Raw genomic sequence first — 26,390 nt, forward strand, 5'->3', positions numbered from 1 at the left:
TAAATTGTAAACGCAAACGTTATAGTTTTGGCGTCTATTTCTTACTTTTTATCCATTTGAGATTGAAAAGCAAAGTAGGCACGTTGTGATGCTTTCTCTTCTGCCTTCTTTTTTGAGGTCGCTCTAGCCTTAGCTATCACTTTATCATCTATGCTTAATTTTACTCCAAAAAGTCGTTGTCCGTCAATCGCATTATCTTCAAAAATGTCATAGTGAAAAATCTTTTTTTCTTTTTGACACCATTCAATAACGAGACTTTTGTAGCTGATTACCTTTCCTTCTAATCTAGAAATATCGACATATGGAGCTACAACTCTTTTTTGTATAAATTTTTCGCAATATTCATATCCTCTATCTATAGATATCGCTCCTACAAGTGATTCAAAAATATTACCATGTATATTTTCTCCAAAATGATTTACAGGCACTTTGCTTTTTACAAACTGAATAAGGTTTAGGTCTTTACCCAATTCATTTAGATGTTCTCTACTTACTATCTTGGAGCGCATCTTAGTAAGATAGCCTTCATCTCCCAAAGGTGCTTTGTCAAATAAGTGCGCAGCTATTACTGCGCTCAACATTGCATCACCCAAAAATTCTAAACGTTCGTAATTTATAGGGGTGCCATCTGGGGATATTTTATTTATAGAGCGATGTGTGAACGCTTTTTGATAGTGTTCAATGTTTTGAGGCGCAAATCCTATGATTTTTTCAATAGCATCAAAAAAAATCCCGTCTTCGCTAGAACGACGGGATTTAGAAAATATTTTTTTAAAAATACTCATACTAAAGATTACAGTTCTAATTTTTTCATCAAAACACAAGCATTGTGTCCACCAAAACCAAAAGTGTTACTCATAACTACATTCATTTCTCTTTTTTGAGGAGTGTTGAAGGTAAAGTTTAATTTTGGATCAATACCCTCATCATCAGTAAAATGATTAATTGTTGGAGGAACAATTCCATGTTTCATAGAAAGAATTGCTGATATAGTTTCTACAGCTCCGGCAGCACCTAATAAGTGGCCTGTCATAGATTTCGTAGAGTTTAGATTCATTGTGTAAGCATGATCACCAAAAACTTGCAAAATTGCTTTTGATTCGGCCAAATCTCCAAGGGGAGTTGATGTACCGTGCATGTTAACACCATCAACATCTGTTGGTTTTAAACCTGCATCTCTCAAACAGTTCAACATTACATTTCTTGCTCCAATCCCTTCTGGGTGAGGTGCTGTAATATGGTGAGCATCTGCAGACATTCCGCCTCCACCTACTTCACAGTAAATAGTCGCGCCACGTGCAATTGCATGTTCGTATTCTTCTAGGATCAAAGCTCCAGCTCCTTCACCTAAAACAAATCCATCTCTGTCTTTGTCCATTGGTCTCGATGCTGTTTTTGGATCATCATTTCTTGTTGATAAAGCGTGCATTGCATTAAATCCACCCATACCTGCAATCGTTACAGCTGCTTCAGAACCACCTGTTACCATGATGTCTGCATGACCTAAACGAATGTAATTGAAAGCGTCAATTATAGCATTAGTTGAAGATGCACAAGCAGAAACAGTTCCAAAATTAGGACCTCTAAAGCCGTACTTAATCGAAATGTGTCCACATGCAATATCGCCAATCATTTTTGGGATAAAGAAAGGGTTGAATTTTGGTGTACCGTCTCCAGCAGCAAAATTCAAAACTTCGATTTGAAAAGTTTCCAATCCACCGATTCCTGATCCCCAGATAACTCCAGCACGATCTTTGTCGATTTTGTCTAGGTCGAAGTTGGCATCTTTCATAGCCTCATCAGATGAAACCATTGCATATTGTGCATAGCGGTCCATTCTTCGAGCCTCTTTTCTATCCATAAAATCCTCTACATTAAAGTTTTTCAACTCGCATGCAAATTTAGTTTTGAACTTTGAAGCATCAAAATATGTAATAGGAGCAGCACCGCTAACTCCATTAAGTAGTGAGTTCCAATATTCTTCAACTGTGTTCCCTATAGGAGTAAGAGCACCTAAACCTGTTACAACAACTCGCCTTAATTCCATAACTTTTTATTTTATTGTCTTTTAACAAACAAAACCCACCCTTTTTACTGTAGTGTTACAAAAAAGCAGTGGGTGATATTGTATATACCATTGTTGATTGAAATTCAATCTAAATTACATAATTTTAAAATAATAAAACACCCGTGTACATGAAAATGCATACGGGTGTGAATTTATTATTTTTTAGCTTCTTCGATATAAGAAATAGCTTGACCAACAGTAGCAATGTTCTCTGCTTGATCATCTGGAATTTGGATATCAAATTCTTTTTCGAATTCCATAATAAGCTCAACTGTGTCCAATGAATCAGCTCCTAAATCATTAGTGAAGCTTGCTTCTGTTACAACTTCGTTTTCGTCAACGCCTAATTTGTCTACGATAATCGCTTTTACTCTTGATGCAATGTCTGACATAATCTTTAATTTTAGAATTTAATTTGACCGCAAAAATAAAAAACTTTATTTTAAAACAATCAATTAGTTGTTAAATGTATCAACTAAATTATAAAATAAATTTAAACAAAGGACCTGATAAGTTATTTATTTTCAATTTTTATTCCGTTTTTTGTGATATAAATAATGTGAGTAATGATTAAAAAAATTGTGATTTTCGCTTCTGGTTCGGGTTCTAACGCCGAAAATATTATTAATTATTTCGATTCTAATGAAAATGTCGAAGTTGTAAGGGTTCTTACAAACAACGCTAATGCAGGTGTAATTGATCGCGTAAGAAAGTATGGCGTAGCAGCAGACGTTTTTTCTAAGACGGAGCTTTTTGAAAGTAATTTTTTACAGTTAATCAATAGTATAAAACCAGATTTAATCGTTTTAGCCGGTTTTTTATTGAAATTCCCACAAACAATCATTGCAGATTATCCTAATAAGGTGATTAATATTCATCCTGCCTTATTGCCAAAGTATGGTGGTAAAGGAATGTACGGTATGCATGTGCATCGTGCAGTCGTTGCTAATCAAGAAAAAGAATCGGGTATTACAATTCACTATGTAAATGAGAATTATGATGAAGGTGCAATTATCTTTCAGAAAAATTTTGAAGTAATTACCACAGATACGGCAGAAGATGTGGCGGCTAAAATTCATGAATTAGAATTCAGACATTTTCCTGAGGTTATTGCACAATTATTAGAATCATAAATAATAAAGAACATGAACTACGACGTTCTTATATATACTGACGGAGCCGCCAAAGGTAATCCTGGTAATGGTGGTTATGGTGTGGTAATGGAGAAAGCAGGAACTCCGTATAAAAAAGAATTCTTTGAGGGCTTTCGACATACAACCAACAATCGAATGGAGCTACTAGGTGTTATAGTAGGATTAGAGAAGTTGAAAAATGACAACACCAAGGTTTTGGTAGTTTCCGATTCTAAATACGTTATCGATTCAGTAGTGAAAAAATGGGTTTTTGGCTGGGAGAAAAAAGGTTTTACTGGAAAAAAAAATCCTGATCTTTGGAAACGTTTCTTAGTAATTTATAGAAAACATCAAGTTGATTTTAAATGGGTTAAGGGGCATAATAATCATCCTCAAAACGAACGTTGTGATGAATTGGCAGTAATGGCATCCAAAAGTAAGCCTCTTTCTATAGATGCTTTTTATGAGAAAGAAGAAGCAAAACTTTTATAAAAACTTTAAACTTATAATCTTTAAAACTTCTAAACTAAAGTTTATCTTTGCACCTTAATTCGAAATTCGCAAAATGAACAAATTATTGATTGTTGGAACAGTCGCTTTCGACGCCATTGAAACTCCTTTTGGTAAAACTGATAAAATTTTAGGAGGTGCAGGAACTTATATAGGTTTATCTGCAGCTTTTTTTAACCTTCAATCTGCTATCGTATCTGTTGTTGGGGATGATTTTCCTCAAGAATATTTAGATTTATTGACAACTAGAAATATCGATATTTCCGGACTTGAAGTTGTTAAGGGCGGAAAGACATTCTTTTGGAGTGGTCGTTACCATAATGATTTAAACTCAAGAGATACGTTAGATACTCAATTAAATGTATTGGCCGATTTCCAGCCAAAGGTTCCAGAAAATTATAAAAATGCTGATGTAGTGATGTTGGGTAACCTACACCCATTAGTACAAAGTGGTGTTTTGGACTAAATGACTGAAAAACCAAAATTGGTAGTTCTAGATACTATGAATTTCTGGATGGATTGCGCTTTACCTGAATTATTAGAAGTAATAAAAAGAGTAGACGTGATTACTATTAATGATGAAGAAGCTAGACAATTATCTGGTGAGTATTCTTTGGTAAAAGCAGCAGCAATCATTCAAGCAATGGGACCTCAATACGTGGTGATCAAAAAAGGAGAACATGGAGCGTTATTGTTCCATAATAAAGAAGTTTTCTTTGCACCAGCGTTACCACTCGAAGAAGTATTTGATCCAACTGGAGCAGGAGACACTTTTGCGGGAGGATTTACAGGATATATTACACAAAGTGAAAATGTGTCTTTTGAAAACATGAAAAATGCAATTATCTACGGTTCAAATTTAGCTTCATTTTGTGTGGAGAAATTTGGAACAGAAAGAATGCAAAGTTTAGACAAAGAAGAGGTTGTTTCGAGATTGAAACAATTTAAATCCTTGACACAGTTTGATATAGAATTATAATACTTGAAAGCCTCCATCAACGGGGCTTTTTTGTTTTAAAATCGTTTTTAAATAATAATACTACAAATAATACTGCAATGAGTGACGCATTAAAACACGAGTGTGGAATAGCATTAGTTAGACTACTTAAACCACTTGAATTTTATAAGGAGAAATACGGTACTGCATTTTACGGGATACAAAAAATGTATCTTATGATGGAGAAACAGCACAATCGCGGACAAGATGGAGCTGGATTTGCAAGTGTTAAGCTAGATGTAGAGCCTGGCGATAGATACATTAGTAGAGTTCGTTCTAATCAGGCACAACCAATTCAAGATGTATTTGCTCAAATTAATGAAAGAATTAATGAAGAAATGGCAAATCATCCTGAATATGCAGATGATGTTGCAGCTCAAAAAGAAAACATACCTTATATAGGAGAGTTGTTCTTAGGTCACGTACGTTACGGTACTTTTGGTAAAAATAGTATTGAAAGTGTACACCCTTTCTTAAGACAAAGTAACTGGATGCACCGCAACCTTATTTTGGCAGGAAACTTTAACATGACCAATGTTAAAGAGCTCTTTCAGAATTTGGTAGAACTAGGTCAACATCCAAAAGAAATGGCAGACACTGTTACAGTAATGGAGAAAATTGGTCACTTTCTTGATAAAGAGGTGATGCAGTTGTACCAAGACTGTAAATCAGAGGGATATTCTAAACAAGAAGCTTCGCCTGTAATTGCAGATAGATTGGATCTTGCTAAAATATTGGCACGCTCTGCTAAGAATTTAGATGGAGGATATGCTATGGCTGGTTTATTAGGTCATGGTGATGCATTTGTATTTAGAGATCCTGCTGGTATACGTCCTGCATACTTCTATCAAGATGATGAAGTGGTAGTAGTAGCATCAGAGAGACCGGTAATTCAAACTGTTTTTAATATTCCTTTCGAAAAAGTACAAGAAATTGATCCAGGAAATGCGTTAATCATTAAAAAGAATGGTACGGTTTCTATGCAAGAGATTTTAACTCCTACTGTAAAAAAAGCCTGTTCTTTTGAACGAATTTATTTTTCTAGAGGAAGTGATGCTGAAATTTATCAAGAAAGAAAAACTTTAGGTAAACTGATTTTACCAGCAGTATTAGATTCAATTGATCAAGATACAGACAATACGGTATTCTCATATATACCAAATACGGCTGAAACCTCTTTTTATGGTTTGGTTGAGGCAGCTCAGGATTTCTTGAATCAGAGAAAGAACGATTACATACTAGAAAATCGTCATACACTTACCGAAGATAGTTTGAAAGAATTATTAAAAGTAAAAATACGTACAGAGAAAGTAGCAATCAAGGATGCTAAGCTTAGAACTTTTATTACTGAGGATAGTAGCCGTGATGACCTTGTTGCTCACGTTTACGATGTTACTTATGGCGTAATAAAACCTACAGATAACTTGGTGATTATTGATGATAGTATTGTAAGAGGTACTACATTAAAGAAAAGTATCATCAAAATGATGGATCGTTTGGGGCCAAAAAGAATCGTCATAGTTTCTTCGGCACCACAAATACGTTTTCCAGATTGCTATGGTATCGATATGGCGAAGCTAGAGGGATTGGTTGCTTTTAAAGCGGCTTTAGAGCTTTTACAAGAAAGAAATTTGTATCATATAGTTGATGAAGTTTATGCTAAGTGTAAAGCGCAAGAAAACTTTAAAGATAGCGATGTGGTAAATTATGTAACGGCCATTTACGAACCGTTTGCACCGCAAGAAGTTTCAGATAAAATAGCAGAAATGTTGAGTTCTCCAGAAATCAACGCCGAAGTCAAAATTATATTTCAAACCGTAGATGATTTGCATATCGCTTGTCCTAAAAATTTAGGGGATTGGTATTTTACGGGAGATTATCCTACAGCCGGAGGTAACAGGGTGGTTAACAGAGCTTTCATGAATTTTTATGAAGGTAAAGACGCCCGCGCATACTAGTAAAGTAAAACAGGTAATTAAACGGTTTTATGGGTTGTTTGTCTGAAATGTTTGTTAGAGGCAACTTACTACTATACCTTTGGTGAACCATAAAATTAGTAGGTTAAGTTTATGGTAGATTTGGGGCAAAAAGGGTGGAAGCAATTCCACCTTTTTTATTGGAATAAAGTCAAAGAATTGACAGACATAAAAAAAGTCGGATGAACTATTTAGTTCATCCGACTTTTTTATTTTAAAGCAACAATTGGGGATTATCTATTGCAAGCCCTTATGCTGTGCTCTAATTATTTTTCAGAAGCAAATCTTCTTGAAACTTCCGTCCAGTTAATTACATTAAAGAAAGCTTCAATATAATCTGGTCTTCTGTTTTGGTAATTTAGGTAGTAAGCGTGCTCCCAAACATCCATCCCTAAGATTGGAGTTCCACCGCATCCAACACCTGGCATCAATGGGTTGTCTTGGTTTGGAGTTCCACAAACATCAAGTTTTCCATCTTCTTTTACACATAACCAAGCCCATCCAGAACCAAATTGTGTTGCTCCAGCTTTGCTAAATTTAGCTTTAAACTCTTCAAAACTTCCAAAAGCAGCTTCAATTGCAGCTAGCAAATCTCCAGTAGGAAGTCCTCCTCCGTTTGGAGCCATAACAGTCCAGAACAAGTTGTGGTTGTAAAAACCACCACCATTGTTACGAACAGCACCATTGCTCATATCTAGGTTAATAAGAATATTTTCGATAGTCTTTCCTTCCATATCTGTTCCAGCAACCGCTGCATTTAGATTGGTAGTATAAGCGTTATGATGCTTAGAATGGTGGATTTCCATCGTTCTAGCGTCAATATGTGGTTCTAATGCGTCATACGCGTACGGTAATTGTGGTAATTCAAAAGCCATGATGTATTTTTTTTTAAGTGAATATTTAATTTTATTATCCAAATTTATGGAATTATGTTTACAAACCGAAGTAGATGTCTGTTATAATTTCTTTAAACATTTTTGATTTTATAGTTCTTTGATTAAATTTAAGTACTCAAATTAAATATAAAAGAGTGCTACTACAAATCTTGTATGGGCGTGCCCCTCAAAAAAAACGAGGGTCGGGCTATCCGTTCCCGCTTTTTTAATCTCGCAAAAAAAGCAAGATTAAAAAGAGCTCCACTACTATCCCTCACGCAATAAATAGGTAGATTTCAGGTTATATGTAAATAAATAGCTATTTTTACAGCCCAAAAAAAATAATAAGTTGCATAAAAAGTGGTTTGTTTTTATTTTAATTATTCTATGTTCTTGTACCTCACAAGACAAACCCGCCGTATCTTTTTACTACTGGAAAACAGTTTTTAAACTTTCGACAATAGAAAAGAAAGTTCTAAAGGATAATAATGTCTCAAAATTATATATCCGCTACTTTGACATAGATATAGACAGAGCCAGAGAAGCATTTCCTGTATCTCCAATTCACTTTACTGATATACCAGAATTATTTACTGTAGTTCCTGTGGTATACATAAAAAATAAAGTATTGTTAGAGTCATCGACAGATGTAGAAGAGCTTGCACAAAAAGTAAATGATTATATCAATCAAATCAATGCTAAAAATAACCTTCATTGTGACGAGATACAAATTGATTGTGACTGGAGTTTAGAGAGTCAAAATAAGTACCTAGCGTTTATTAAGACCTTTAAAAAAATTAGTGGCAGAAAGTTATCAGCAACTATCCGACTGCATCAAGTGAAATATTATAAAAAAACCAAAATTCCCGATGTTGATTCAGGTGTTCTAATGTATTACAATATGGGAACAATTGCAACAGATTCCACCAATTCAATTTATGATCAAAAAATAGCGAAGCGATACTTGTCAAGTTTAGAAAAGTATCCACTGAAACTGAATTTTGCTTTACCAGTTTTCTCGTGGACCATTCATAGTAGAGATAAAAAAGTAGTAGGATTAAGAAATAAGTTACGCAAGAAGGATTTGGATAATGATGCCCATTTCAAAGAATTACCTCACCATTTCTATGAAGTTATAGCAGATAATTATAAGGGAGGAATCTTTTATAGGCAAGGTGATTTATTAAAAGTAGAGGCAATAGCTGCCGATGATTTGCTAGAAATGGCATCTGACTTAGAGAATAACAAATCCCAGCTACCAAAAGAAATTATATTTTACGATTTAGACGAATTCAACATACAACAATATGAAAAAAACATCTTTGAAAAAATTATTAGTCGTTTTTAGCGCCCTATTAGCATTAGTTTACGGTACTATTTATGCTTGCGGAGGCGGTGGTGATTGGGGATGGTCATTTGATTCCAATTTTACACCCGAAACTTTTGTCGATCAGTCTTATCGATCACTATTTTTGTCCACCGATATATTTTATGGTGATGGTTTTGACAATAAGCATAATTCTAGATTTAATGACGAAATCGTACAAGATTGGTCTGCGTATTTAAAAGGAGTAGCGACAACGGAAGATGTACATTATTTTTTGATCGATTCTAGTGCAATTGCGGTCAAGGAACTAAATACATTTTACAGAAACAAGAGGTCAAGTGATGCTGTTGAAAAGTGGAAAAACAAAGTCGATTTAAAAAATAGTCGCTTTACAGAATTTGTGCAGTTTTTGTATTTGGCACAAGAACTAGAATCTGTTTCTATAAACAATGATTATTGGTCCTATGAACCAGTTGTTAACAAAGTATATAAAGGTCATAGATTAGTTCCTGCGCTCATAAAAAAATATAATTCTGTAACAGATTCTTTCTTGAAAAACAGGTATTGGTTTCAAATTGTCAAAACCTATTTTTATAGTGATGATTACAAAAACACAATTAATTTTTTTCAATCAACTGCCGATAAAACGCCAAAAAATGTCTTGTACTACAGAGCCCTTTCTTATGTAGCTGGAGTGAATTATAAGCAAAAGCAATATGCTTTGTCCAACTATCAATTTAGTCAAGTATTTGATCAGTGTCCACCTATGCGCGTAGTGACAGCCTACTGCTTCCGTCCGCAGGAAGAGGCCGATTGGCAACAATCTTTGGCAATGGCAAAAAACAATGACGAAAAAGTTGCTTTATGGGCACTTTCAGGATATTATACAAATGAAGAAAAATCAATTGAGAAGATCTATGAGCTCAATCCCAAGAGCGAACATTTGGATTATCTTTTAACGCGATTGGTTAACCGTTTAGAATTAAAGACAAATAAATCCTTTGAAAAAATTACTGTTTCTGAAAATAAGAAGAGTACAAAAGATAGTTTGACTTCTTCAAGTACTAACCTTGTATTTAAAATTACAGATGAAGGCAAAGTAAAAAACGAATTTTTGTGGAATACAGCAGCTGGCTATTTGGCTACACTAAAATCAGATTACAAAAAATCAGATTCCTATTATAAAAGAGCTGAAAAGTATTCGACCAACACTCCGCTAGCAATCAATCAACTGCGATTATTAAAATTCGTTAATAGTCTTAGTAAAGTAAATAATGTGTCAGACCTCAAAAAGGCTGATCTTAGTAAGGAGCTGAATTGGTTGTACTTTGAAATTTATAATTTGGAGATAGCCGATTTTAGATTTGAAAATGCCATCAATTGGAGTAAGACCTATATTTCTACTTTGTTCAAAGCAGATAAAAATCAGGTTTTTTCAGAACTGTTTGTGCGTACAACAGATTTCTATGATAAAGAAAATAATTTGAGAGCGATGAAAACTTTCTTGGATAAAAGCAACAAATCTGATTTTGAATTGATTGCTGAGAAGGTTTATGATGTTCATTCATCTGACATTTTAGAATACGAAGCTATAAGGGCTGCCTTTTCGAATAAAATCCCAGAAGCAATTCAATTGATGCAACAGGCTGGTCCTGCACAAAACTATACTTTGCTCGGAAATCCATTTAATGGTACTATTAAGGATTGTCATGATTGCGATCATATTGCGAAACAAAGTAAAAAATATTCTAAGCTTGATTTATTAAATACTATGAATCTTATGCAAGATAAGTTGGCTGCAAATGAAGAGGTTTATTCGAACGCGCTACTTCTCGGAAATGCATTTTATAATATGTCCCATTACGGAAATGCAAGGGTATTTTATGAATCGAATATTATTGGTTATGGTTTCAGTGAATTCGATTTTAGGGACAAAATGCGCGGAATGTTAACCAATACTACACAGTCAAAATTGTACTATAAAAAAGCGCTTTCGGCTGCCACTACTGATGAGCAAAGAGCAAAATGCCATTACTTATTGTCTAAATGTGAGCGAAATGATTATTACAATCTTAAATATAAAGATGCAGAAAATTACTGGGACAGACGTAACGATGGCATAAATTTCCTCGCTTGGAAAGGTTTTAACGAATTATACTCCAACTATTCGGATACAAAATATTACCAAGAAGTTATTACAGAATGTGGTTATTTTGATAGTTATGTAAGACAACAATAGATAAGTAGTACAAACTACTGAGCCATTGCCATACAAACTATGCTTATTTTGGCACCGGGTATTTTCTGCAGGGCGCGACAGCAGGATTCTAATGTTGCGCCTGTAGTAAGTACATCATCGACAAGCAAAAAGTGTTTGTGGTGTTCCCTATCTGAATAAACAACATCAAATGCATCCTGAATAGCATCTGATCTGCCTAGTAAATTTTTCTTAGACTGTGTTTTGGTATATTTTGTTCGAAATAAAAGCTTTTCATTACATTCAATTTGTAGTCCTTTGGACAATGTTTGAGCAAATGAGTGCACTTGATTATAGCCTCTTGATTTTAATTTCTTGGGGTGTAGCGGTACAGGTATAATATAGTCGGCATCCTTTAGAGCTGTAATTTTTTTCAAATCTACTAGATACCATTCGGCTATCAACACGCCGATTTCTTCGTGACCTCGATATTTTAAATTGTGTATCAATTCTTGTACGATTCCTTTTTTATGAAAATAGAATAAGGTCGAAGCATGCTGGAGATCAATTCGTCCATAAAATTTTCCCATTGCTTCATTTTCGTGTAACAAATGATGGTTGGTTAGCGGAATTTCATGACGACAAATCGTGCAAATTATTTTCTCATTTGGCAATAGCAAGTTTTTACATCCCGTGCAAATAGGTGGAAAAAATAGATTTATAACTGATTTTAGCATGAAGGAAGCAATTAATTTATAAAAATATGAAAATCAGGCATTCAATCTTTAACAATTTTCTTTTTTTTCAGTACACTTTTTATATTTTTGCATCATGGCAAAACAAGAAGATATTTTTAAGAATGTAGTTTCGCATGCAAAAGAGTACGGTTTTATTTTTCCGTCAAGCGAAGTTTACGATGGTTTAAGTGCAGTATATGATTACGCACAAAATGGTGTTGAATTGAAAAAGAACATCCGTGAATATTGGTGGAAATCCATGGTTCAAATGAATGATAATATTGTAGGACTTGATGCTGCAATATTAATGCATCCAACTACTTGGAAAGCTTCTGGTCACGTAGATGCTTTTAATGATCCATTAATTGACAATAAAGATTCAAAAAAAAGATATAGAGCAGATGTATTAGTAGAAGATTATGCTGAAAAGCTTAATGTAAAGGCTAAGAAAGAAATCGAAAAAGCGAGAACTCGTTTTGGTGATGCTTTTAATGAACAAGAGTTTATTACTACAAATCCCCGAGTAGTTGAATATTTGGCCAAAGAAAGAGAAATTCTCGAAAGGCTTGCAAAAGGGATGAGCGAAGATCTCGCAGATGTAAAAGCATTAATCGAAGAATTAGAAATCGCTGATCCTGAAACAGGTTCTAGAAACTGGACTGACGTTAAGCAATTTAATTTGATGTTTGGAACAAAACTAGGAGCGTCTGCAGATTCTGCAATGGACTTGTATTTACGTCCAGAGACGGCGCAAGGTATTTTTGTTAATTTTGTAAACGTGCAAAAATCAGGAAGAATGAAAGTTCCTTTTGGTATTGCTCAAACGGGTAAGGCCTTTAGAAACGAAATTGTGGCTAGACAGTTCATTTTCCGTATGCGTGAGTTTGAACAAATGGAAATGCAATTTTTTGTACGACCAGGAGATGAAATGCAGCACTACGAACACTGGAAGGAAGCAAGACTTAAATGGCATTTGTCATTGGGCTTGGGTCAAGAAAATTATCGTTTTCACGATCACGAAAAATTAGCTCACTATGCTAATGCAGCAGCCGATATCGAATTTAATTTTCCATTTGGTTTCAAAGAACTAGAAGGGATTCACTCTCGCACTGATTTTGATTTAAAAGCACACGAACAACACTCGGGAAGAAAACTACAGTATTTTGATGCTGAATTAAATAAAAATTATGTTCCTTATGTGGTTGAAACATCGTTAGGTTTAGACAGAATGTTCCTTGCTGTATTTGCTACATCGTTAAAAGAAGAAGTTTTAGAAGACGGATCTAGTAGAACTGTATTGAAACTTCCAGCGGTTTTGGCTCCAACCAAAGCGGCGGTTTTACCATTGGTAAAAAAGGATGGTTTACCAGATATAGCACACCAAATTATCGAGGAGTTGAAATGGGACTTCAATGTTACCTATGATGAGAAGGATGCTGTAGGGCGTCGTTATAGAAGACAAGATGCACTAGGTACTCCTTTCTGTATTACAGTCGATCATCAAACTATCGAAGATCAAACGGTAACGATACGTCATAGAGATACAATGAAACAAGATCGCGTAGCTATTGCTGATCTAAAATCAATTATTGAAAATGAAGTTTCAATGAAAAATTGGTTAATGAAAATGTAATAATTTTTCTAATGAATTTAAAAGGCTTTCCATTATGGAGAGCCTTTTTTTATTTGTTCAATTATGTAAGAAAAAAATTAGAATTATAAATAGTGCTACAGCGATTTCGTGCAGTTGAACAGTTTTATTTGTATTATAGCGTCTAATTATAGTAATTAGTTACTTTGTTGTGTGGACAACTCTAATCAGATGAGTTAAATGTTTATTTTTAACTTGTTCAAATCTGTTTTTTAGCTAAAAAAAATAAAAGAGTTGTATTAATCAAGTGTTATAGCGTTACATTAATATAGGAAGAGCATACTGATGCTCATTTAGGGAAATACCACAAATGAAGTATTCATACATTATCATTGACGACAATCACGAGAGTACTAAAGAAACGAAAAAAATCGCTGATGGTTTTTGTGAGCTTAATTGTTTAGGTCTTGCTGGTAATTACTTTGATGGATTAAATTTAACCTTAGAGAAAAAGCCTGATATAATTTTTCTCGAAATAAATCCCAAAAATGAGGAAAGTAATTTATCATTAGAAATAATTAACCCAATACATCATTTCTTAAAGATTGTACCCAAAATTGTAGTAACAACATCTAATAAAGATTTAGCCTTTGAAGCAATCCAATATGATGTATTAGATTATGTTTTAAAACCTGTTACTCGATTTCACTTAAATAAGATAGTTTCAAAATTAAATAAAATTAAAGAAGCTCAACGACTAGCAAATTCTATTGACGGAGAATATGGCCAAGCAAAAGAATATAGGAGCGCAGAAGATGATGATGCGATGCTAGGTCACGCAAAGAAGCCACTTATGCTATGTATAAAATCATATGGTGATTATAGATATATTGATTCGAGGGATATAACTTATTTTCAAGCAGACAATAATTCTACAGATATTCATTTGAACAATGGCGAAATGATTACTGCTTTTAAGACATTAAAATATTTTGAAGGATTGTTGTCTTATCCATTTGTGCGTATTCATAATAGCTATATAGTTAATAGCGACTGTATTTCTCGCATTCATACAGGAAATACAGTTTGTTATATAAAAAACACAACAATAAAACTACCCTTTTCAAAATCCTACAAGGTAAATATTGACTTTATTATTTGGCAAATTGCCAGTGGTAATTACCTAGAAATCTAAATTCCGTCCATCTACCAAGATTTCATATCCATTCACTATCAAACAAGTATATTCTACCATTAACATCATTAAATTGCTGATTTATAATGCATTCCTATGTAGTTTTACATCAAGATAAAGCAACAAACGCCCAACTCTTATAACATGTAAAACAATATAAACATATAAAACTCAAATTATGAAAAAGTCAATTTTAGTATCAGGATTATTCTCGTTAGTAATGGTTTTAACTTCATTTACAACAGTAGAAACAGTAAGCAATGTAGGTGGAAATAATGTTGAAGTTACAGGATCTGGAGCGGTCAACTCTAAGAAATTTGATGTTACAGGATCAGGGGCAGTCAACTCTAAAAAGTTTGACGTTACAGGGTCAGGAGCAGTTAATTCTAAGAAATTTGATGTTACAGGGTCAGGTGCAGTTAACTCTAAAAAGTTTGATGTTACAGGATCTGGAGCAGTTAATTCTAAAAAATTCGATTAAAAGAATATAACGCATAAAAAAAGGCTGTCAATTATGACAGCCTTTTTTTATGCCCGTTCATTTTATTTAGTATTTTTGATTCAAATCAAAAATCCATTTGAAAAATATTACTATAGCTTTCTTTTTAATACTTCTTATTAGTTGCTCTAAGAAAAAGCCGTCCTATCAATTTAAAAGTACTTCACTTGACAGTTTGACCAATTATTTTGATCTAGCAAATGATGAAAGTATTTCAAGAATTAAAAGATTTAAATTTACAGAGAAAGCTTTCGATATTGTCATGAATCTCGAGAATGATTCTTTGAGTAGAGTTTATTTAGTACGAGTTGCTAATCGATACTTTAATATAAATAAGCTTGAAAATTATGAAAAGACAGTACGTATTCTAATTGAAAAATCTAAAGAAGCAGAGGATACACTTTACTTAGCAAAAGCATATTCATACTTAGGTGATTATTATGGTGGTAGCTCAAAGCAAGATAGCGCATACAGCTATTACTTTAAAGCCGAAAAATTGTTTGTACGAGTAAATGATTCATACAATCTAGGAAGAGTTAGGTTTAGTAAAGCGCACTTGCAGTACAATCAAAGTGATTATTTGGGAAGTGAAATAGCCGTGTTCAATGCTCTCCGTGCTGTGAAAGGCAAAAACGGGAGAGAATTGACATTTGATTGTTATAATTTACTAGGTATTCTTTACAACGATCTTGGAGAATATGATAAAGCAATAGAATATAATGCAAAGGCGTTTGCAATTATAGATGATAATGTAAATGATCCAGCTGCACAACCAAGGGCAATGTCTTTAAACAATATGGGATTGGTCTATCAAACCATGAAAAACCATAAGAAAGCAATTGAATATTTTGAGAGGGGTCTGATGCAGGAAAACCTACTTGTAAATCAGCCTTCTGTTTATGCGATGCTTCTCGACAACTTAGCTTACTCCAAACTTAAAGACGGACAATTACGTGACTTACCTGATCTGTTTTATAAATCTCTCGAAATCAGGAATAAATTAGATTTAGAGATCGGAGTAATAGTAAATGAAATTCATCTTTCAGAATATTATGCAGTTCAGAAAGATACTTTAAGAGCTGTGATGCTTGGAGAAAAAGCGTTAAAAACTGCTAGAAGATCTAATAATAAACGTTTTCAACTTGCACCACTAAAACAACTTGCATTATTGCAACCCAAAAATGCAGCAGAATATACTTCAGAATATTTACATATCAACGACAGTCTGCAAAAAGCAGAACGTTCTATTGGGAATAAGTTTACCCGCATTGAATACGAGACTGATAAAATAAAAGGAGAATATTCGACTCTTGAACTTAAGAATCGTAATTTAATTTACCTCTTCGGCTTCTTTACAATTATAGCGTTGTTTTTGTATATCGTAAAATCGCAAGGAACAAAACACAAAGTCCTTCTATACAAGCAACAGCAACAACAAGCAAATGAATACATCTATAACTTGATTATCAATCAACAAAACATGATTGATGCCAGTCGAGTAATGGAAAAAAAGCGCGTTGCTCAAGAACTGCACGACGGTGTGTTGGGAAGAATGTTTGGTGTAAGAATGAATCTTGAAGGGTTAAATAGTTTTAATGATGATCTCGCTATATCGCAAAGAAAAGAGTATATTGTTGAATTAAAAAAGATAGAACAAGACATTCGTGAAATTTCTCATGAGATGAATAGGGAAAAATCGGAATTAATTAATAACTTCGTAGCGATTGTTGATAATTTATTTGAGGAACAGCGAAAAACTTTTCCAACAAAATTAATCTCAAAAATCGATCGTACAATTCACTGGGATAATTTGACCAACTTAATTAAAGTTAATCTGTTTCGAATTATTCAAGAATCTCTTCAAAATTGTAATAAATATGCTAAAGCAAAAACTATTAAAATTGAATTACTAAAAATCAATGGTAATATAAGTTTGGAAATAGCAGACGATGGTACAGGATTTAATACAAAAATGAAGAAAAAAGGAATCGGATTAGATAATATGATTTCAAGAGCCAAAGAATGTCAAGGCGATTTACATGTAATGTCGAATAAGAGTATAGGTACAAAAATTACAGTTATAATACCACTAGAACAAAAACAAATACCAGAATAAAAAGATGACTATTGAACCAGTTTCTGATAAAATACATAAAAATATACTAATCGTTGATGATCATCCGTTCATTATTCAAGGCTATAAAAATGCGATAACGCGATACCAGCCTGATGATTACGAGTTTTTTATCTCTGAAGCAAAGGATTGCGAGTCTGGCTATAATGCTATTGTGAATCCATATGCTGATTTTGATATTGCTTTTCTAGATATAAGTATGCCATCATACGAATCTATGAATTTGTATTCTGGTGAAGATTTGGCTAAATTAATTTTGAAACACTCACCTGATTGTAAGATCATAATGTTGACCATGTTTACTGAGTTTTTAAAATTAAAAACTTTAATAAATGGGGTTAATCCAATGGGGTTAATTATCAAAAATGACTTGACATTTGATGAGTTATTATATGCTTTTGATAAAGTTTTAAAAGGACAACTTTATTATAGTAAATCAATAAAGGAGATGCTGGAATCTCACGACAATTCAATCGAAATAGATTTATTTGACAAGCAGATACTATTTCATTTGTCAAAAGGCACCAAATTAAAAGACATTCCCAATTTTATTCCGATTTCATTAAATGCAATGGAATCTCGCATTATCAATTTAAAGGAATTATTAAATGTTGTTGATGGAAAGGACAGCGACTTAGTAAAGGAAGCAAAAATCAAAGGGTTAATATTTTAATATAACCTTAATAAATAGTAAAAGCCGTAAATTCTAAACAATTTAGAATTTACGGCTTTATAATTTTAATCTCTGCTTAGGTAGTTATTCGCTTAAAGCGTTCCAACCTCTTGCTTTCAATTCAATTTTAGTATTGGCACGTGTTACCAAATGAATTCCTTCACTTTCTTCGGTCATGTGACCAATTATTGAAAAGTTTGGATTTCCTTTAATTTTGTCAAAATTATCAATCGGTATAGTAAATAGCAATTCGTAGTCTTCACCTCCATTTATGGCAACTGTGGTACTATCAATATCAAATTCTTCACACACGCTGATAAATTGAGGGTCTAATGGTAATTTATCTTCATAAAGATTACATCCTACTTTAGATTGTTTGCATAAATGAATAATTTCTGAAGATAACCCATCTGAAATATCAATCATTGACGTAGGCTTTATTTCTAATGCGTGCAGTAATGTGCGGACATCTTTACGGGCTTCAGGTTTTAACTGACGTTCAATTAAGTACGTGTAAGCATCTAAGTCAGGTTGAGCATTCGGATTTACTTTAAAAACTTGTTTTTCTCTTTCTAAAACTTGTAATCCCATATAAGCTGCTCCGACGTCACCAGTGACAACCAATAAATCGGTAGATTTTGCACCGTTTCGATATACAATTTCGTCAGCATCTGCCTCACCCAAGACAGTTATGCTAATGATTAAACCTTTTTGTGATGATGTCGTGTCACCGCCAATAACATCTACTTTATATTCATTGGCTGCATGAGTAATTCCCGCAAACAATTCTTCTAGTGCTTCCAGTGGAAAACGGTTTGAAACTGCGATAGAAACTGTGATCTGTGTAGCCTTGGCGTTCATAGCGCAAATGTCTGAAACGTTTGTTACAACTGCTTTGTATCCCAAATGTTTCAAAGGCATGTAAGCTAAGTCGAAATGTACACCTTCGATCATTAGATCTGTAGAAACAACTATTTTTTTGTCTTTGAAGTCCAAAACAGCTGCATCATCTCCAATTGCTTTTAATGTTGAAGGTTGATTTACTTCGAAGTTTTTGGTTAAATGTTCTATTAATCCAAATTCGCCCAATTGAGCAATACTAGTACGTTGTGGGTTTTTATCTTCTATCATAACATTTATAAGGAGTGAAGTTGATACTTCAATTATTTTTATATAAAAATCGAATTGCAAATATACAAAGAAATAGCCGCTATTAAATTTATGGATATTGCGTAATTTTTTGCATCTTTAAGTTATAAAAATAATAGAGATGAATTCAGTAGATATAGTGACCCTTACGGTTAACCCAGCTTTAGATAAAAGCACCCATTTTAAAGGACTTGTAGCAGAGCAAAAAATTAGATGTGAAGAACCTCGCTACGATGCAGGAGGTGGAGGGATTAATGTTTCCAAAGCAATTTCCCGTTTGGGAGGATCATCGTTGGCTGTTTATACTTCGGGTGGTGCGACGGGTAAAATATTAGAAGATTTAGTGATAAAAGAAAAGATCAACTCACAAGCAGTGCCTGTAAAAACATGGACAAGAGAAAGTTTTGTTGCTGTCGATAATCATACAAATTTGCAATATCGTTTTGGTTTCTCGGGAGGAAAATTAGAAGAGGAAGAAGTTGCTGCTGTTTTAAAAACTATCGAAGATTTAAAAACTAGATTTCTAGTAGCTAGCGGAAGTCTTAGTCAAGGCTTGTCCTCTGATTTTTATCAGAAAGTGGCGGAAATCGCAAAGAAAAACAATTCTAAATTGATAGTAGATACTTCAGGAGAAGCTTTGGCAAAAATTGTCGAGGTCGGTGCTTATCTGATTAAACCAAATGTGGGTGAGTTGGCTAAATTAATTGGGGTCGAAAAACTAGAAATGGAAGAAGTAGATCATGCTGCGAAACAAATCATTTCAAATGGCGGGGCTGAGATCGTAGTTGTTTCACTAGGGCCTCAAGGAGCTATTCTTGTGACGGCAGATACATGTGAGTATGTGCCAGCTCCTAATGTTGCCAAAAAAAGTACAGTTGGAGCAGGAGATAGTATGGTTGGCGGAATTACTTGGGCATTATCACAAAATAAAGATTTACGAGATGTACTCCGCTGGGGAGTAGCCTGTGGATCTGCGGCTACTATGAACGAGGGTACTCAACTGTTTAAAATTGAAGATGCCAAGCGACTTTTTGATTGGGTTTCGAAGTAAAAAACAATTATAAATTGAGACAAAAACAGGAAAGGGATTAAGACTAATTTAATCCCTTTTTTTTATGAATAAATAGCAACGGAAATTCTACAGAAACTATCTTTTCAAACTAAAATGAGACTTAAAAGTTTTTTCTATATCATCTATTTTATAATCTACAACAAACCAGTAATCGTCTGCAGGTAAAATAGAACTGTTGTATCTTCCGTCCCAGCCTAATGAAGCCGTTTTAAACTGAGTAATTAATTTTCCATAGCGATCAAAAATAGAGATAGTTGCATTAGGTTGATCTGCTAGGTCAGGAATGTTCCAATAGTCATTATACCCATCATTATTTGGTGTAAAGAATTTTGGATGTTTTAAAACTGTCGCGGTAACAGTTGTCACATTGCAACTCCCGTTTTTATCATTTATATGAATAATGTGCTGTCCAGAAATAACATTGGTAAAAACAGGACTATCTTGATAAACGCCGTCGTCTAGTTTGTACTCGTAGTCACCGTATCCCGATACAGCAGTAGCAGAAATATCGATATCATCCGAGAAGGAGTCAGAAACTGAAACTGTTGAAATGGCAGGACTTGATTTTTTAACAATAAAACTAGTCGGATTGTAGCCGCAATCGCTGCCGCTGTCAACTGTGTTTTTGGTTATAAAAACATCATAAATACCTTCCTCCACAGCTGTAAAATCATGTCCCGTACCAACTAATTCTCCTTTTAAATACCAATCTACTGTGAATTTAATTGGATCTAGTTTTGTGTCGATATAATACGGGTTAAGTACTTCATTACTATTATAGTCAACACATATTACACCACCTCTTAAAACTAAATTCAAAAGAGGATAAATTGTGATTTGAAAACTCTTTTCGTCAAAACAATTATTATTGTTAAAAGCTGTTGCGTAGATGTATATTATTTGACTCTTTTTTATAATATCTCCAGCGAAGTAAGCTGTTCCTTGTCCTTTAGAACCTGAATAATAATTACCTTCGGTAAGCACTGGTAGTGTGTAGTAATCACAAGCTTCTACAGATGCAGGCTGATTTAATAGCGGTGTTTTTGAAATTGTCACCATAAATGGATTTTCATCTTCACAAATAAAACGTGTTCCTTTCTTCCCGTAAATGTATAGTTTTTGTGAAGCAGTAATTACTGTTCCTGCACTAAGTAATGCTCCCTTACCACCAGATTGTGTGAAGTAGTTACCAACTGTAAGAGCAGGTAAAGTATAACTATCGCAATGTATTACGTCGTCTAATTTATCTACTGTAATACCTATAATGTTGATAGATATAGCATTTTCTATAGAGCAAGTATTCAAATCAGACCATTTGTTGTACAAGTAAATCGTTTGTGTTTGTTCTATACTTTCACCAGATTTTATTTCCCTACCCTTTCCTCCAGATTCAGTGTAAAATACACCATTGGAAACCTTCGGTATTGTATATGCTTTACAACTAGTAACATCTGTAATGATTGACAATAAAGGTAATGCTCTAATTTCGACATTAAAACTTGATTCATTCGTACAGCCGTTTACTAAGTTATTAATATACAGTTTTTGAGAACTAGTAATTTTATCACCTGCAATAAGCTTTTTTCCAGTTCTATTTGTTCCTGTATAATACTCTCCATTAGTAATAGTAGGCAAAACATATGGATCATTAACGCACTGTAAAACGTCATTTAATTGATCTACAACTGGAATCGGTTTAATGTTTATTTTAAAGAAAAGATCATTGGTACAATTGGGTGCAATTGTCGTATTGGCATATATGTAAATGGTTGTAGAACTCGTTATTTTTGTTCCAAATGGGATTACGGTTCCAGCCCCAGCTGCCTCTGTAAAGTAATTTCCTGTACTTAATTTGGGCAGTATATAACTTCCGCATGCTGGTACGTCGACTACGCTAGGAATTATAGTTATAGTAAAGCTATTTTGATTAACGCAGTTTCCATCAGTGGCAAAAATATACAACGTCTTAGTACTTGTAATTTGGGATCCTGCCATGAGTTTTGTTCCGGTTCCGTAAGCACCTGTATAATAATCTCCGTAAGTCAGTGGAGTTAATTCATAAGTATTGCAGGTGACAACATCTTTTGGAGCATCCACTAGCGGCAAAGGAATAATATTAATATCATAAGCCTCGTCTTTACAAAGGGTATTGTTTAAAACACCATAATAGTAAATTGTTTGACTACTTCTTATTTGTGTTCCCGCCGGTATTTGTGTTCCCGTTCCCGTTGGTCCACCAGCACTAGTGTAAAAGGTTCCAACAAATGGACTAGGTACATTAAATACACCGCAATAATCTAGTGGTATCGTGTATTCTTTTATTAAATCAACATTAAAATTAGATTCATTAGTACAGGATTTATCATCGGGTCCACTAAATATATAGTATGTTCCACTTTTGTCTATGATATCTCCTGCATGTAATAAAGTACCGCGACCGTTACTTTGTGTATAATAATCACCACTTACCAAATTAGGAAGTACATATTCAGAACATTCGATGACATTTGATAAAACATCTACTAATGGTTTTGGATTCACTACAATCTCAAAGGAAGTTAGATTGTAGCAACTCCTGTTCAAAATGGTACTCATTCGTGCCCAAATAGTGGTTGTTTTTGGGTTTTGAGGTACTGAATAGCTTGTAGGCAACGGGTTTTTATTAGCCGAAGCATCTGCCTCAGAGAGATGATAGCTAATGCTATATAAATTAGTGTCTTGTCCGTTAAAAATAGTTGTCTTTGTTTGTGCAAGATCAACAATATTTCCGCCAGAAATATCGCAAAGTTCAATATTGGATGGTTTTTGCGGCAGGGCTGTATTGTCTAAAATTAGTTCGAAAGACTCAATCGAATTGCAATATTCGTTTACAATTTTATTTTTTATTTTTATGAAAATAGTTTGCTCATCAGAGGCGCTGTAATTATTAGGAGTTAAAACTGGATTTGTATTTAATTTAGCATCATCTAAATTTGTAAAATAAGACAGTTCATATTTACTTTGATCAAGTCCTAAAGTTTGAACGTTATTTGCGGTCAGATCGTAAATATAGGCAGAACTTCCTGCTCTACAGTTTCTTAAATCGGCTGGAGTGTTTATTTTTAAATCAAGAATGTTTATTTCATCTGTAATCAAACAGCTGGTTCCTATTTGTTCAATTACAACTTGGTATGTTCCTGGTTCTTTAATAATTAGAGATTGCTGGTTCTGGCCACTAATGGTTATATTATTTTTTTTCCATGTATGAATATATTTGGAGTCGGTCAATCCCGTGTTAATTTCAAAAGTATTTCCATCACAAATCGTCTGGTCTGGTCCCAAATCGATGCTGGTTGTAAAACTTCCTGAACTTAAAAATACAGCGGAATCATAATTAGAGTCGTTTGCGTCTCCTATTACCAACCGTATGCGATACGATCGATTTGGAAGAACTGTCGCTGATGCATTTAGTATTTGTGTAAAACCTCTCATATTCATAGCTGACAAAGAAGGATCTGTCACATTGTAGGTTGAAAATAAAGTTGAATTTACAGAAGTACAAGATGAATTGAACTTACTATCTCGAATGTTTTTAACAGAAACAGGATCATTTGTACCGGGTAAAATGGCTAGATTGGTCGTTGTATTAGAGTCTAAATCGGTAAGTAAAAAAGCAAAGACATCACTAAAACCACACTGGAATTCTCCATATTCATTGGAGGCGAAAAGAAAATCAAAACTAAATTTATTTGATAATGGTATGAATTCAAATTCTAAATAGGCAACATCTGTAATTGGAATATTTTGCCCTGCACTATTACTGATTTTTTGTAAATCAGCATCTGTATTGCTAGTTATTTGACTGCTCAAATTGTTACCTGTATATTTTCCTTCGGAATATTTAGCAACTCCATTTCGAATAATTACACCCTCCTTAATTGGGAAAGAAGAGGAGTTATTATTGAAGTAGGCGGTAGATTGATTGGAAGAAATCGAAATATTGGATACTGTTGTACAAGAATTCCCAAGTAGCAGTTGTACCAACTGATTAGCGGTGCGGCTATTGTCGTCAACAGTAATAGATTGTGCAAGAATTCCGAAAGAGAATAAAAGACAAAAAATAATGTAAAGTTTTTTCATCTGATTGATTTGAGGCAATAATTAATCAGTGTAAAACTAGTCATAAAAAACACAAAACAAGTATTTAATCTGATTTACGTGTATTTTAACGATTTTTTTATCGGTTTTGTAAGAAATGTTATTTGTGTTGTGAATATTATATTCTTTTATATTTCTTCTAAACGGTGAAGACAACTAGTGCTGTCAATTAGCAATCACATAAGTAAATTCTATTTCTCTTAAATTTCTTAAGTGAGATTAATATTCTTCAAATATTTCAAAACAAAAAAACCTGACAATTTTTACATCGTCAGGTTCTCAATTTATTTTTAAAAGTATAAAAAACTAGTCGTTCAATTTCAAAACAGCCATAAATGCTTCTTGCGGAATTTCAACATTACCAACCAATCTCATACGTTTTTTACCTTTCTTTTGTTTCTCCAATAATTTACGTTTTCTAGAGATATCTCCACCATAACATTTGGCAGTTACATCTTTACGCAAGGCTTTAATGGTTTCACGCGAAATTACTTTCACACCAATCGCCGCCTGAATCGGAATATCAAATTGTTGTCTTGGGATTAACTCTCTTAACTTTTCACACATTTTCTTACCAATAGAATAAGCATTATCTGTGTGCATCAAAGAGGATAATGCATCTACAATAGTAGCGTTTAGTAAAATATCTACTTTTACCAAATTAGAAGTTCTCATTCCTATTGGTGTATAATCAAAAGAAGCATATCCTTTTGAAACCGTTTTTAATCGGTCATAGAAATCAAATACAATCTCTGCTAGTGGCATGTCAAAAGTTAATTCCACACGCTCTGTTGTCAAATAGTTTTGATTGGTAATCAAACCACGTTTTTCGATACATAAACTCATTACGTTTCCTACGTAATCTGCTTTTGTAATAATTGTCGCTTTGATAAATGGTTCTTCAACATGATCCAAACGAGATGGCTCTGGTAAGTCTGATGGATTGTTTACAATTAAGATTGTATCTGGTTCTTTTTTGGTAAATGCGTGGTAAGAAACGTTGGGAACTGTAGTAATTACAGTCATATTAAATTCACGCTCCAAACGTTCTTGGATGATCTCCATGTGTAGCATTCCCAAGAATCCACAACGGAAACCAAATCCTAATGCTGCTGAACTTTCTGGTAAGAAAACTAATGAAGCATCATTAAGCTGCAATTTTTCCATAGAGTTTCTCAACTCTTCATAATCTTCTGTATCAACAGGGTAAATACCTGCAAAAACCATTGGTTTTACATCTTCAAATCCTGTAATAACATTTGTAGTTGGTACTTTGGCATCTGTCAAAGTATCTCCTACTTTTACTTCCTTCGCTTCTTTTATTCCAGATATCAAATACCCAACATCACCAGCCGAAATAACTTGTTTCGGAACTTGGTTTAGTTTCAATGTACCAATTTCATCAGCAAAATATTCATTGCCTGTAGCCATGAATTTTATTTTTTGTCCTTTTTTAATCTCTCCGTTTTTCACACGAAAGATTACTTCAATACCTCTAAATGGATTATAGTGAGAGTCAAATATTAATGCTTGTAATGGCTCATCTTTATTTCCTTTTGGCGGTGGTATTTTTTCAATGATGGCAGCCAAAATATTTTCGACACCAAAACCAGTTTTACCAGAAGCATGAATAATATCCTCCAGATCGCAACCTAGTAGATCGATAATATCATCACTTACCTCTTCAGGATTAGCTGATGGTAAATCAACTTTATTTAAAACTGGAATAATTTCCAAGTCGTTTTCAAGTGCCAAGTATAAATTGGAGATTGTTTGTGCTTGAATACTTTGTGCAGCATCAACAATCAAAAGAGCTCCTTCACAGGCTGCAATAGATCGAGAAACTTCATAAGAGAAATCCACGTGTCCCGGAGTATCAATAAGATTTAGAATGTATTCTTCTCCTTTATAGGTATATTCCATTTGTATGGCGTGACTCTTAATGGTAATCCCACGCTCGCGTTCCAAGTCCATATTATCTAGCAATTGAGCTTTCTCTTCACGAGCAGTTACGGTTTGAGTCGCCCCGAGTAAACGGTCAGCAAGTGTACTTTTTCCGTGGTCAATGTGTGCAATAATGCAAAAATTCCTTATATGTTTCATCTTCCTAATTCAGTCAA

General features: G+C 33.9%; 19 protein-coding genes and 1 pseudogene. 12 read left to right on the forward strand and 8 right to left on the reverse strand.

Annotated elements, in window-relative coordinates; genetic code table 11:
* Nucleotides 1-41: 41 nt before the first annotated feature.
* The 3 genes from LXH21_RS06345 to LXH21_RS06355 form a co-directional block, all read right to left on the reverse strand.
* Nucleotides 42-785, reverse strand: coding sequence for a ribonuclease III family protein (locus tag LXH21_RS06345; RefSeq protein ID WP_239863418.1), 744 nt, complete (start codon nt 783-785; stop codon nt 42-44).
* A gap of 8 nt (nt 786-793) precedes the next feature.
* Nucleotides 794-2,047 (reverse strand): beta-ketoacyl-ACP synthase II, encoded by a 1,254-nt coding sequence (fabF, locus tag LXH21_RS06350; protein WP_239863419.1) that lies wholly within the window; start codon nt 2,045-2,047, stop codon nt 794-796.
* A 176-nt stretch (nt 2,048-2,223) separates the two neighbouring features.
* Complete coding sequence (locus tag LXH21_RS06355; protein WP_007137004.1) at nt 2,224-2,460, reverse strand: acyl carrier protein; 237 nt, start codon at nt 2,458-2,460, stop codon at nt 2,224-2,226.
* Between the two features lie 177 nt (nt 2,461-2,637).
* On the opposite strand from LXH21_RS06355, the gene purN reads away from it, so the two are divergent.
* From purN to LXH21_RS06375, 4 genes and pseudogenes are all read left to right on the forward strand, one after another.
* A complete protein-coding gene (gene purN / locus LXH21_RS06360) occupies nt 2,638-3,201 on the forward strand; it encodes a phosphoribosylglycinamide formyltransferase (RefSeq protein ID WP_239863753.1) in 564 nt (187 codons plus the stop codon).
* Between the two features lie 12 nt (nt 3,202-3,213).
* The gene (gene rnhA / locus LXH21_RS06365; RefSeq protein ID WP_239863420.1) at nt 3,214-3,693 is read left to right on the forward strand and encodes a ribonuclease HI; all 480 of its coding nucleotides are present in this window, start codon (nt 3,214-3,216) and stop codon (nt 3,691-3,693) included.
* Nucleotides 3,694-3,766: 73 nt separating this feature from the next.
* Nucleotides 3,767-4,690: pseudogene (locus LXH21_RS06370) on the forward strand (PfkB family carbohydrate kinase).
* Between the two features lie 77 nt (nt 4,691-4,767).
* Nucleotides 4,768-6,666 (forward strand): amidophosphoribosyltransferase, encoded by a 1,899-nt coding sequence (locus LXH21_RS06375; RefSeq protein ID WP_239863421.1) that lies wholly within the window; start codon nt 4,768-4,770, stop codon nt 6,664-6,666.
* Between the two features lie 284 nt (nt 6,667-6,950).
* Here the strand turns inward: LXH21_RS06375 and LXH21_RS06380 are convergent, their stop codons facing one another.
* Complete coding sequence (locus LXH21_RS06380) at nt 6,951-7,559, reverse strand: superoxide dismutase (RefSeq protein ID WP_239863422.1); 609 nt, start codon at nt 7,557-7,559, stop codon at nt 6,951-6,953.
* Nucleotides 7,560-7,908: 349 nt separating this feature from the next.
* On the opposite strand from LXH21_RS06380, the gene LXH21_RS06385 reads away from it, so the two are divergent.
* A complete protein-coding gene (locus tag LXH21_RS06385; protein WP_239863423.1) occupies nt 7,909-8,907 on the forward strand; it encodes a hypothetical protein in 999 nt (332 codons plus the stop codon).
* Nucleotides 8,867-11,125: a hypothetical protein gene (locus tag LXH21_RS06390; RefSeq protein ID WP_239863424.1), complete on the forward strand. Its 2,259-nt coding sequence runs from the start codon at nt 8,867-8,869 to the stop codon at nt 11,123-11,125. The genes LXH21_RS06385 and LXH21_RS06390 overlap by 41 nt, the downstream gene beginning before the upstream one ends.
* A 14-nt stretch (nt 11,126-11,139) precedes the next feature.
* Here LXH21_RS06390 and LXH21_RS06395 read toward each other — a convergent pair whose 3' ends face one another.
* Nucleotides 11,140-11,820 carry a ComF family protein gene (locus tag LXH21_RS06395; protein ID WP_239863425.1) on the reverse strand — a complete coding sequence of 227 codons (681 nt, stop codon included), beginning with the start codon at nt 11,818-11,820 and terminating at the stop codon, nt 11,140-11,142.
* 94 nt (nt 11,821-11,914) lie between these two features.
* Here LXH21_RS06395 and LXH21_RS06400 point away from each other — a divergent pair, with 94 nt between their 5' ends.
* The 5 genes from LXH21_RS06400 to LXH21_RS06420 all read left to right on the forward strand — a co-directional run bounded on the left by LXH21_RS06400 (nt 11,915) and on the right by LXH21_RS06420 (nt 17,912).
* Complete coding sequence (locus LXH21_RS06400) at nt 11,915-13,453, forward strand: glycine--tRNA ligase (RefSeq protein ID WP_239863426.1); 1,539 nt, start codon at nt 11,915-11,917, stop codon at nt 13,451-13,453.
* Nucleotides 13,454-13,781: 328 nt separating this feature from the next.
* Entirely contained in the window at nt 13,782-14,606 is an 825-nt protein-coding gene (locus tag LXH21_RS06405) for a LytR/AlgR family response regulator transcription factor (protein WP_239863427.1), read from the forward strand.
* Nucleotides 14,607-14,784: 178 nt separating this feature from the next.
* A complete protein-coding gene (locus LXH21_RS06410) occupies nt 14,785-15,087 on the forward strand; it encodes a hypothetical protein (RefSeq protein WP_239863428.1) in 303 nt (100 codons plus the stop codon).
* A 97-nt stretch (nt 15,088-15,184) separates the two neighbouring features.
* Nucleotides 15,185-17,221 carry an ATP-binding protein gene (locus LXH21_RS06415; RefSeq protein WP_239863429.1) on the forward strand — a complete coding sequence of 679 codons (2,037 nt, stop codon included), beginning with the start codon at nt 15,185-15,187 and terminating at the stop codon, nt 17,219-17,221.
* A 4-nt stretch (nt 17,222-17,225) separates the two neighbouring features.
* Nucleotides 17,226-17,912, forward strand: coding sequence for a response regulator (locus tag LXH21_RS06420; protein ID WP_239863430.1), 687 nt, complete (start codon nt 17,226-17,228; stop codon nt 17,910-17,912).
* 84 nt (nt 17,913-17,996) lie between these two features.
* Here LXH21_RS06420 and thiL read toward each other — a convergent pair whose 3' ends face one another.
* Nucleotides 17,997-19,043 carry a thiamine-phosphate kinase gene (gene thiL / locus LXH21_RS06425; protein WP_239863431.1) on the reverse strand — a complete coding sequence of 349 codons (1,047 nt, stop codon included), beginning with the start codon at nt 19,041-19,043 and terminating at the stop codon, nt 17,997-17,999.
* Between the two features lie 139 nt (nt 19,044-19,182).
* Between thiL and LXH21_RS06430 the strand changes: the two genes are divergently transcribed.
* On the forward strand, nt 19,183-20,112 hold the full coding sequence (locus LXH21_RS06430; protein WP_239863432.1) for a 1-phosphofructokinase family hexose kinase: 930 nt from the start codon (nt 19,183-19,185) through the stop codon (nt 20,110-20,112).
* 96 nt (nt 20,113-20,208) lie between these two features.
* On the opposite strand, the gene LXH21_RS06435 is transcribed toward LXH21_RS06430, so the two are convergent.
* Both LXH21_RS06435 and lepA read right to left on the reverse strand, forming a co-directional pair.
* On the reverse strand, nt 20,209-24,252 hold the full coding sequence (locus LXH21_RS06435) for a T9SS type B sorting domain-containing protein (protein WP_239863433.1): 4,044 nt from the start codon (nt 24,250-24,252) through the stop codon (nt 20,209-20,211).
* A 324-nt stretch (nt 24,253-24,576) separates the two neighbouring features.
* A complete protein-coding gene (lepA, locus tag LXH21_RS06440) occupies nt 24,577-26,373 on the reverse strand; it encodes a translation elongation factor 4 (RefSeq protein WP_239863434.1) in 1,797 nt (598 codons plus the stop codon).
* Nucleotides 26,374-26,390: the final 17 nt, after the last annotated feature.

The sequence above is a fragment of the Flavobacterium algicola genome (assembly GCF_022399565.1).
In the GTDB taxonomy this organism is placed as follows: domain Bacteria; phylum Bacteroidota; class Bacteroidia; order Flavobacteriales; family Flavobacteriaceae; genus Flavobacterium; species Flavobacterium algicola.

Excerpts from the sequence above, each read along its gene's own strand:
- LXH21_RS06395 (WP_239863425.1), bottom strand. The coding sequence starts at position 11,820 with ATGCTAAAATCAGTTATAAATCTATTTTTTCCACCTATTTGCACGGGA.
- LXH21_RS06435 (WP_239863433.1), bottom strand. The coding sequence starts at position 24,252 with ATGAAAAAACTTTACATTATTTTTTGTCTTTTATTCTCTTTCGGAATT.
- LXH21_RS06430 (WP_239863432.1), top strand. The coding sequence starts at position 19,183 with ATGAATTCAGTAGATATAGTGACCCTTACGGTTAACCCAGCTTTAGAT.
- LXH21_RS06420 (WP_239863430.1), top strand. The coding sequence starts at position 17,226 with ATGACTATTGAACCAGTTTCTGATAAAATACATAAAAATATACTAATC.
- LXH21_RS06410 (WP_239863428.1), top strand. The coding sequence starts at position 14,785 with ATGAAAAAGTCAATTTTAGTATCAGGATTATTCTCGTTAGTAATGGTT.
- fabF (WP_239863419.1), bottom strand. The coding sequence starts at position 2,047 with ATGGAATTAAGGCGAGTTGTTGTAACAGGTTTAGGTGCTCTTACTCCT.
- thiL (WP_239863431.1), bottom strand. The coding sequence starts at position 19,043 with ATGATAGAAGATAAAAACCCACAACGTACTAGTATTGCTCAATTGGGC.
- rnhA (WP_239863420.1), top strand. The coding sequence starts at position 3,214 with ATGAACTACGACGTTCTTATATATACTGACGGAGCCGCCAAAGGTAAT.
- LXH21_RS06390 (WP_239863424.1), top strand. The coding sequence starts at position 8,867 with ATGAAAAAAACATCTTTGAAAAAATTATTAGTCGTTTTTAGCGCCCTA.
- LXH21_RS06405 (WP_239863427.1), top strand. The coding sequence starts at position 13,782 with ATGAAGTATTCATACATTATCATTGACGACAATCACGAGAGTACTAAA.
- lepA (WP_239863434.1), bottom strand. The coding sequence starts at position 26,373 with ATGAAACATATAAGGAATTTTTGCATTATTGCACACATTGACCACGGA.
- LXH21_RS06375 (WP_239863421.1), top strand. The coding sequence starts at position 4,768 with ATGAGTGACGCATTAAAACACGAGTGTGGAATAGCATTAGTTAGACTA.
- LXH21_RS06400 (WP_239863426.1), top strand. The coding sequence starts at position 11,915 with ATGGCAAAACAAGAAGATATTTTTAAGAATGTAGTTTCGCATGCAAAA.
- LXH21_RS06380 (WP_239863422.1), bottom strand. The coding sequence starts at position 7,559 with ATGGCTTTTGAATTACCACAATTACCGTACGCGTATGACGCATTAGAA.
- LXH21_RS06345 (WP_239863418.1), bottom strand. The coding sequence starts at position 785 with ATGAGTATTTTTAAAAAAATATTTTCTAAATCCCGTCGTTCTAGCGAA.
- LXH21_RS06355 (WP_007137004.1), bottom strand. The coding sequence starts at position 2,460 with ATGTCAGACATTGCATCAAGAGTAAAAGCGATTATCGTAGACAAATTA.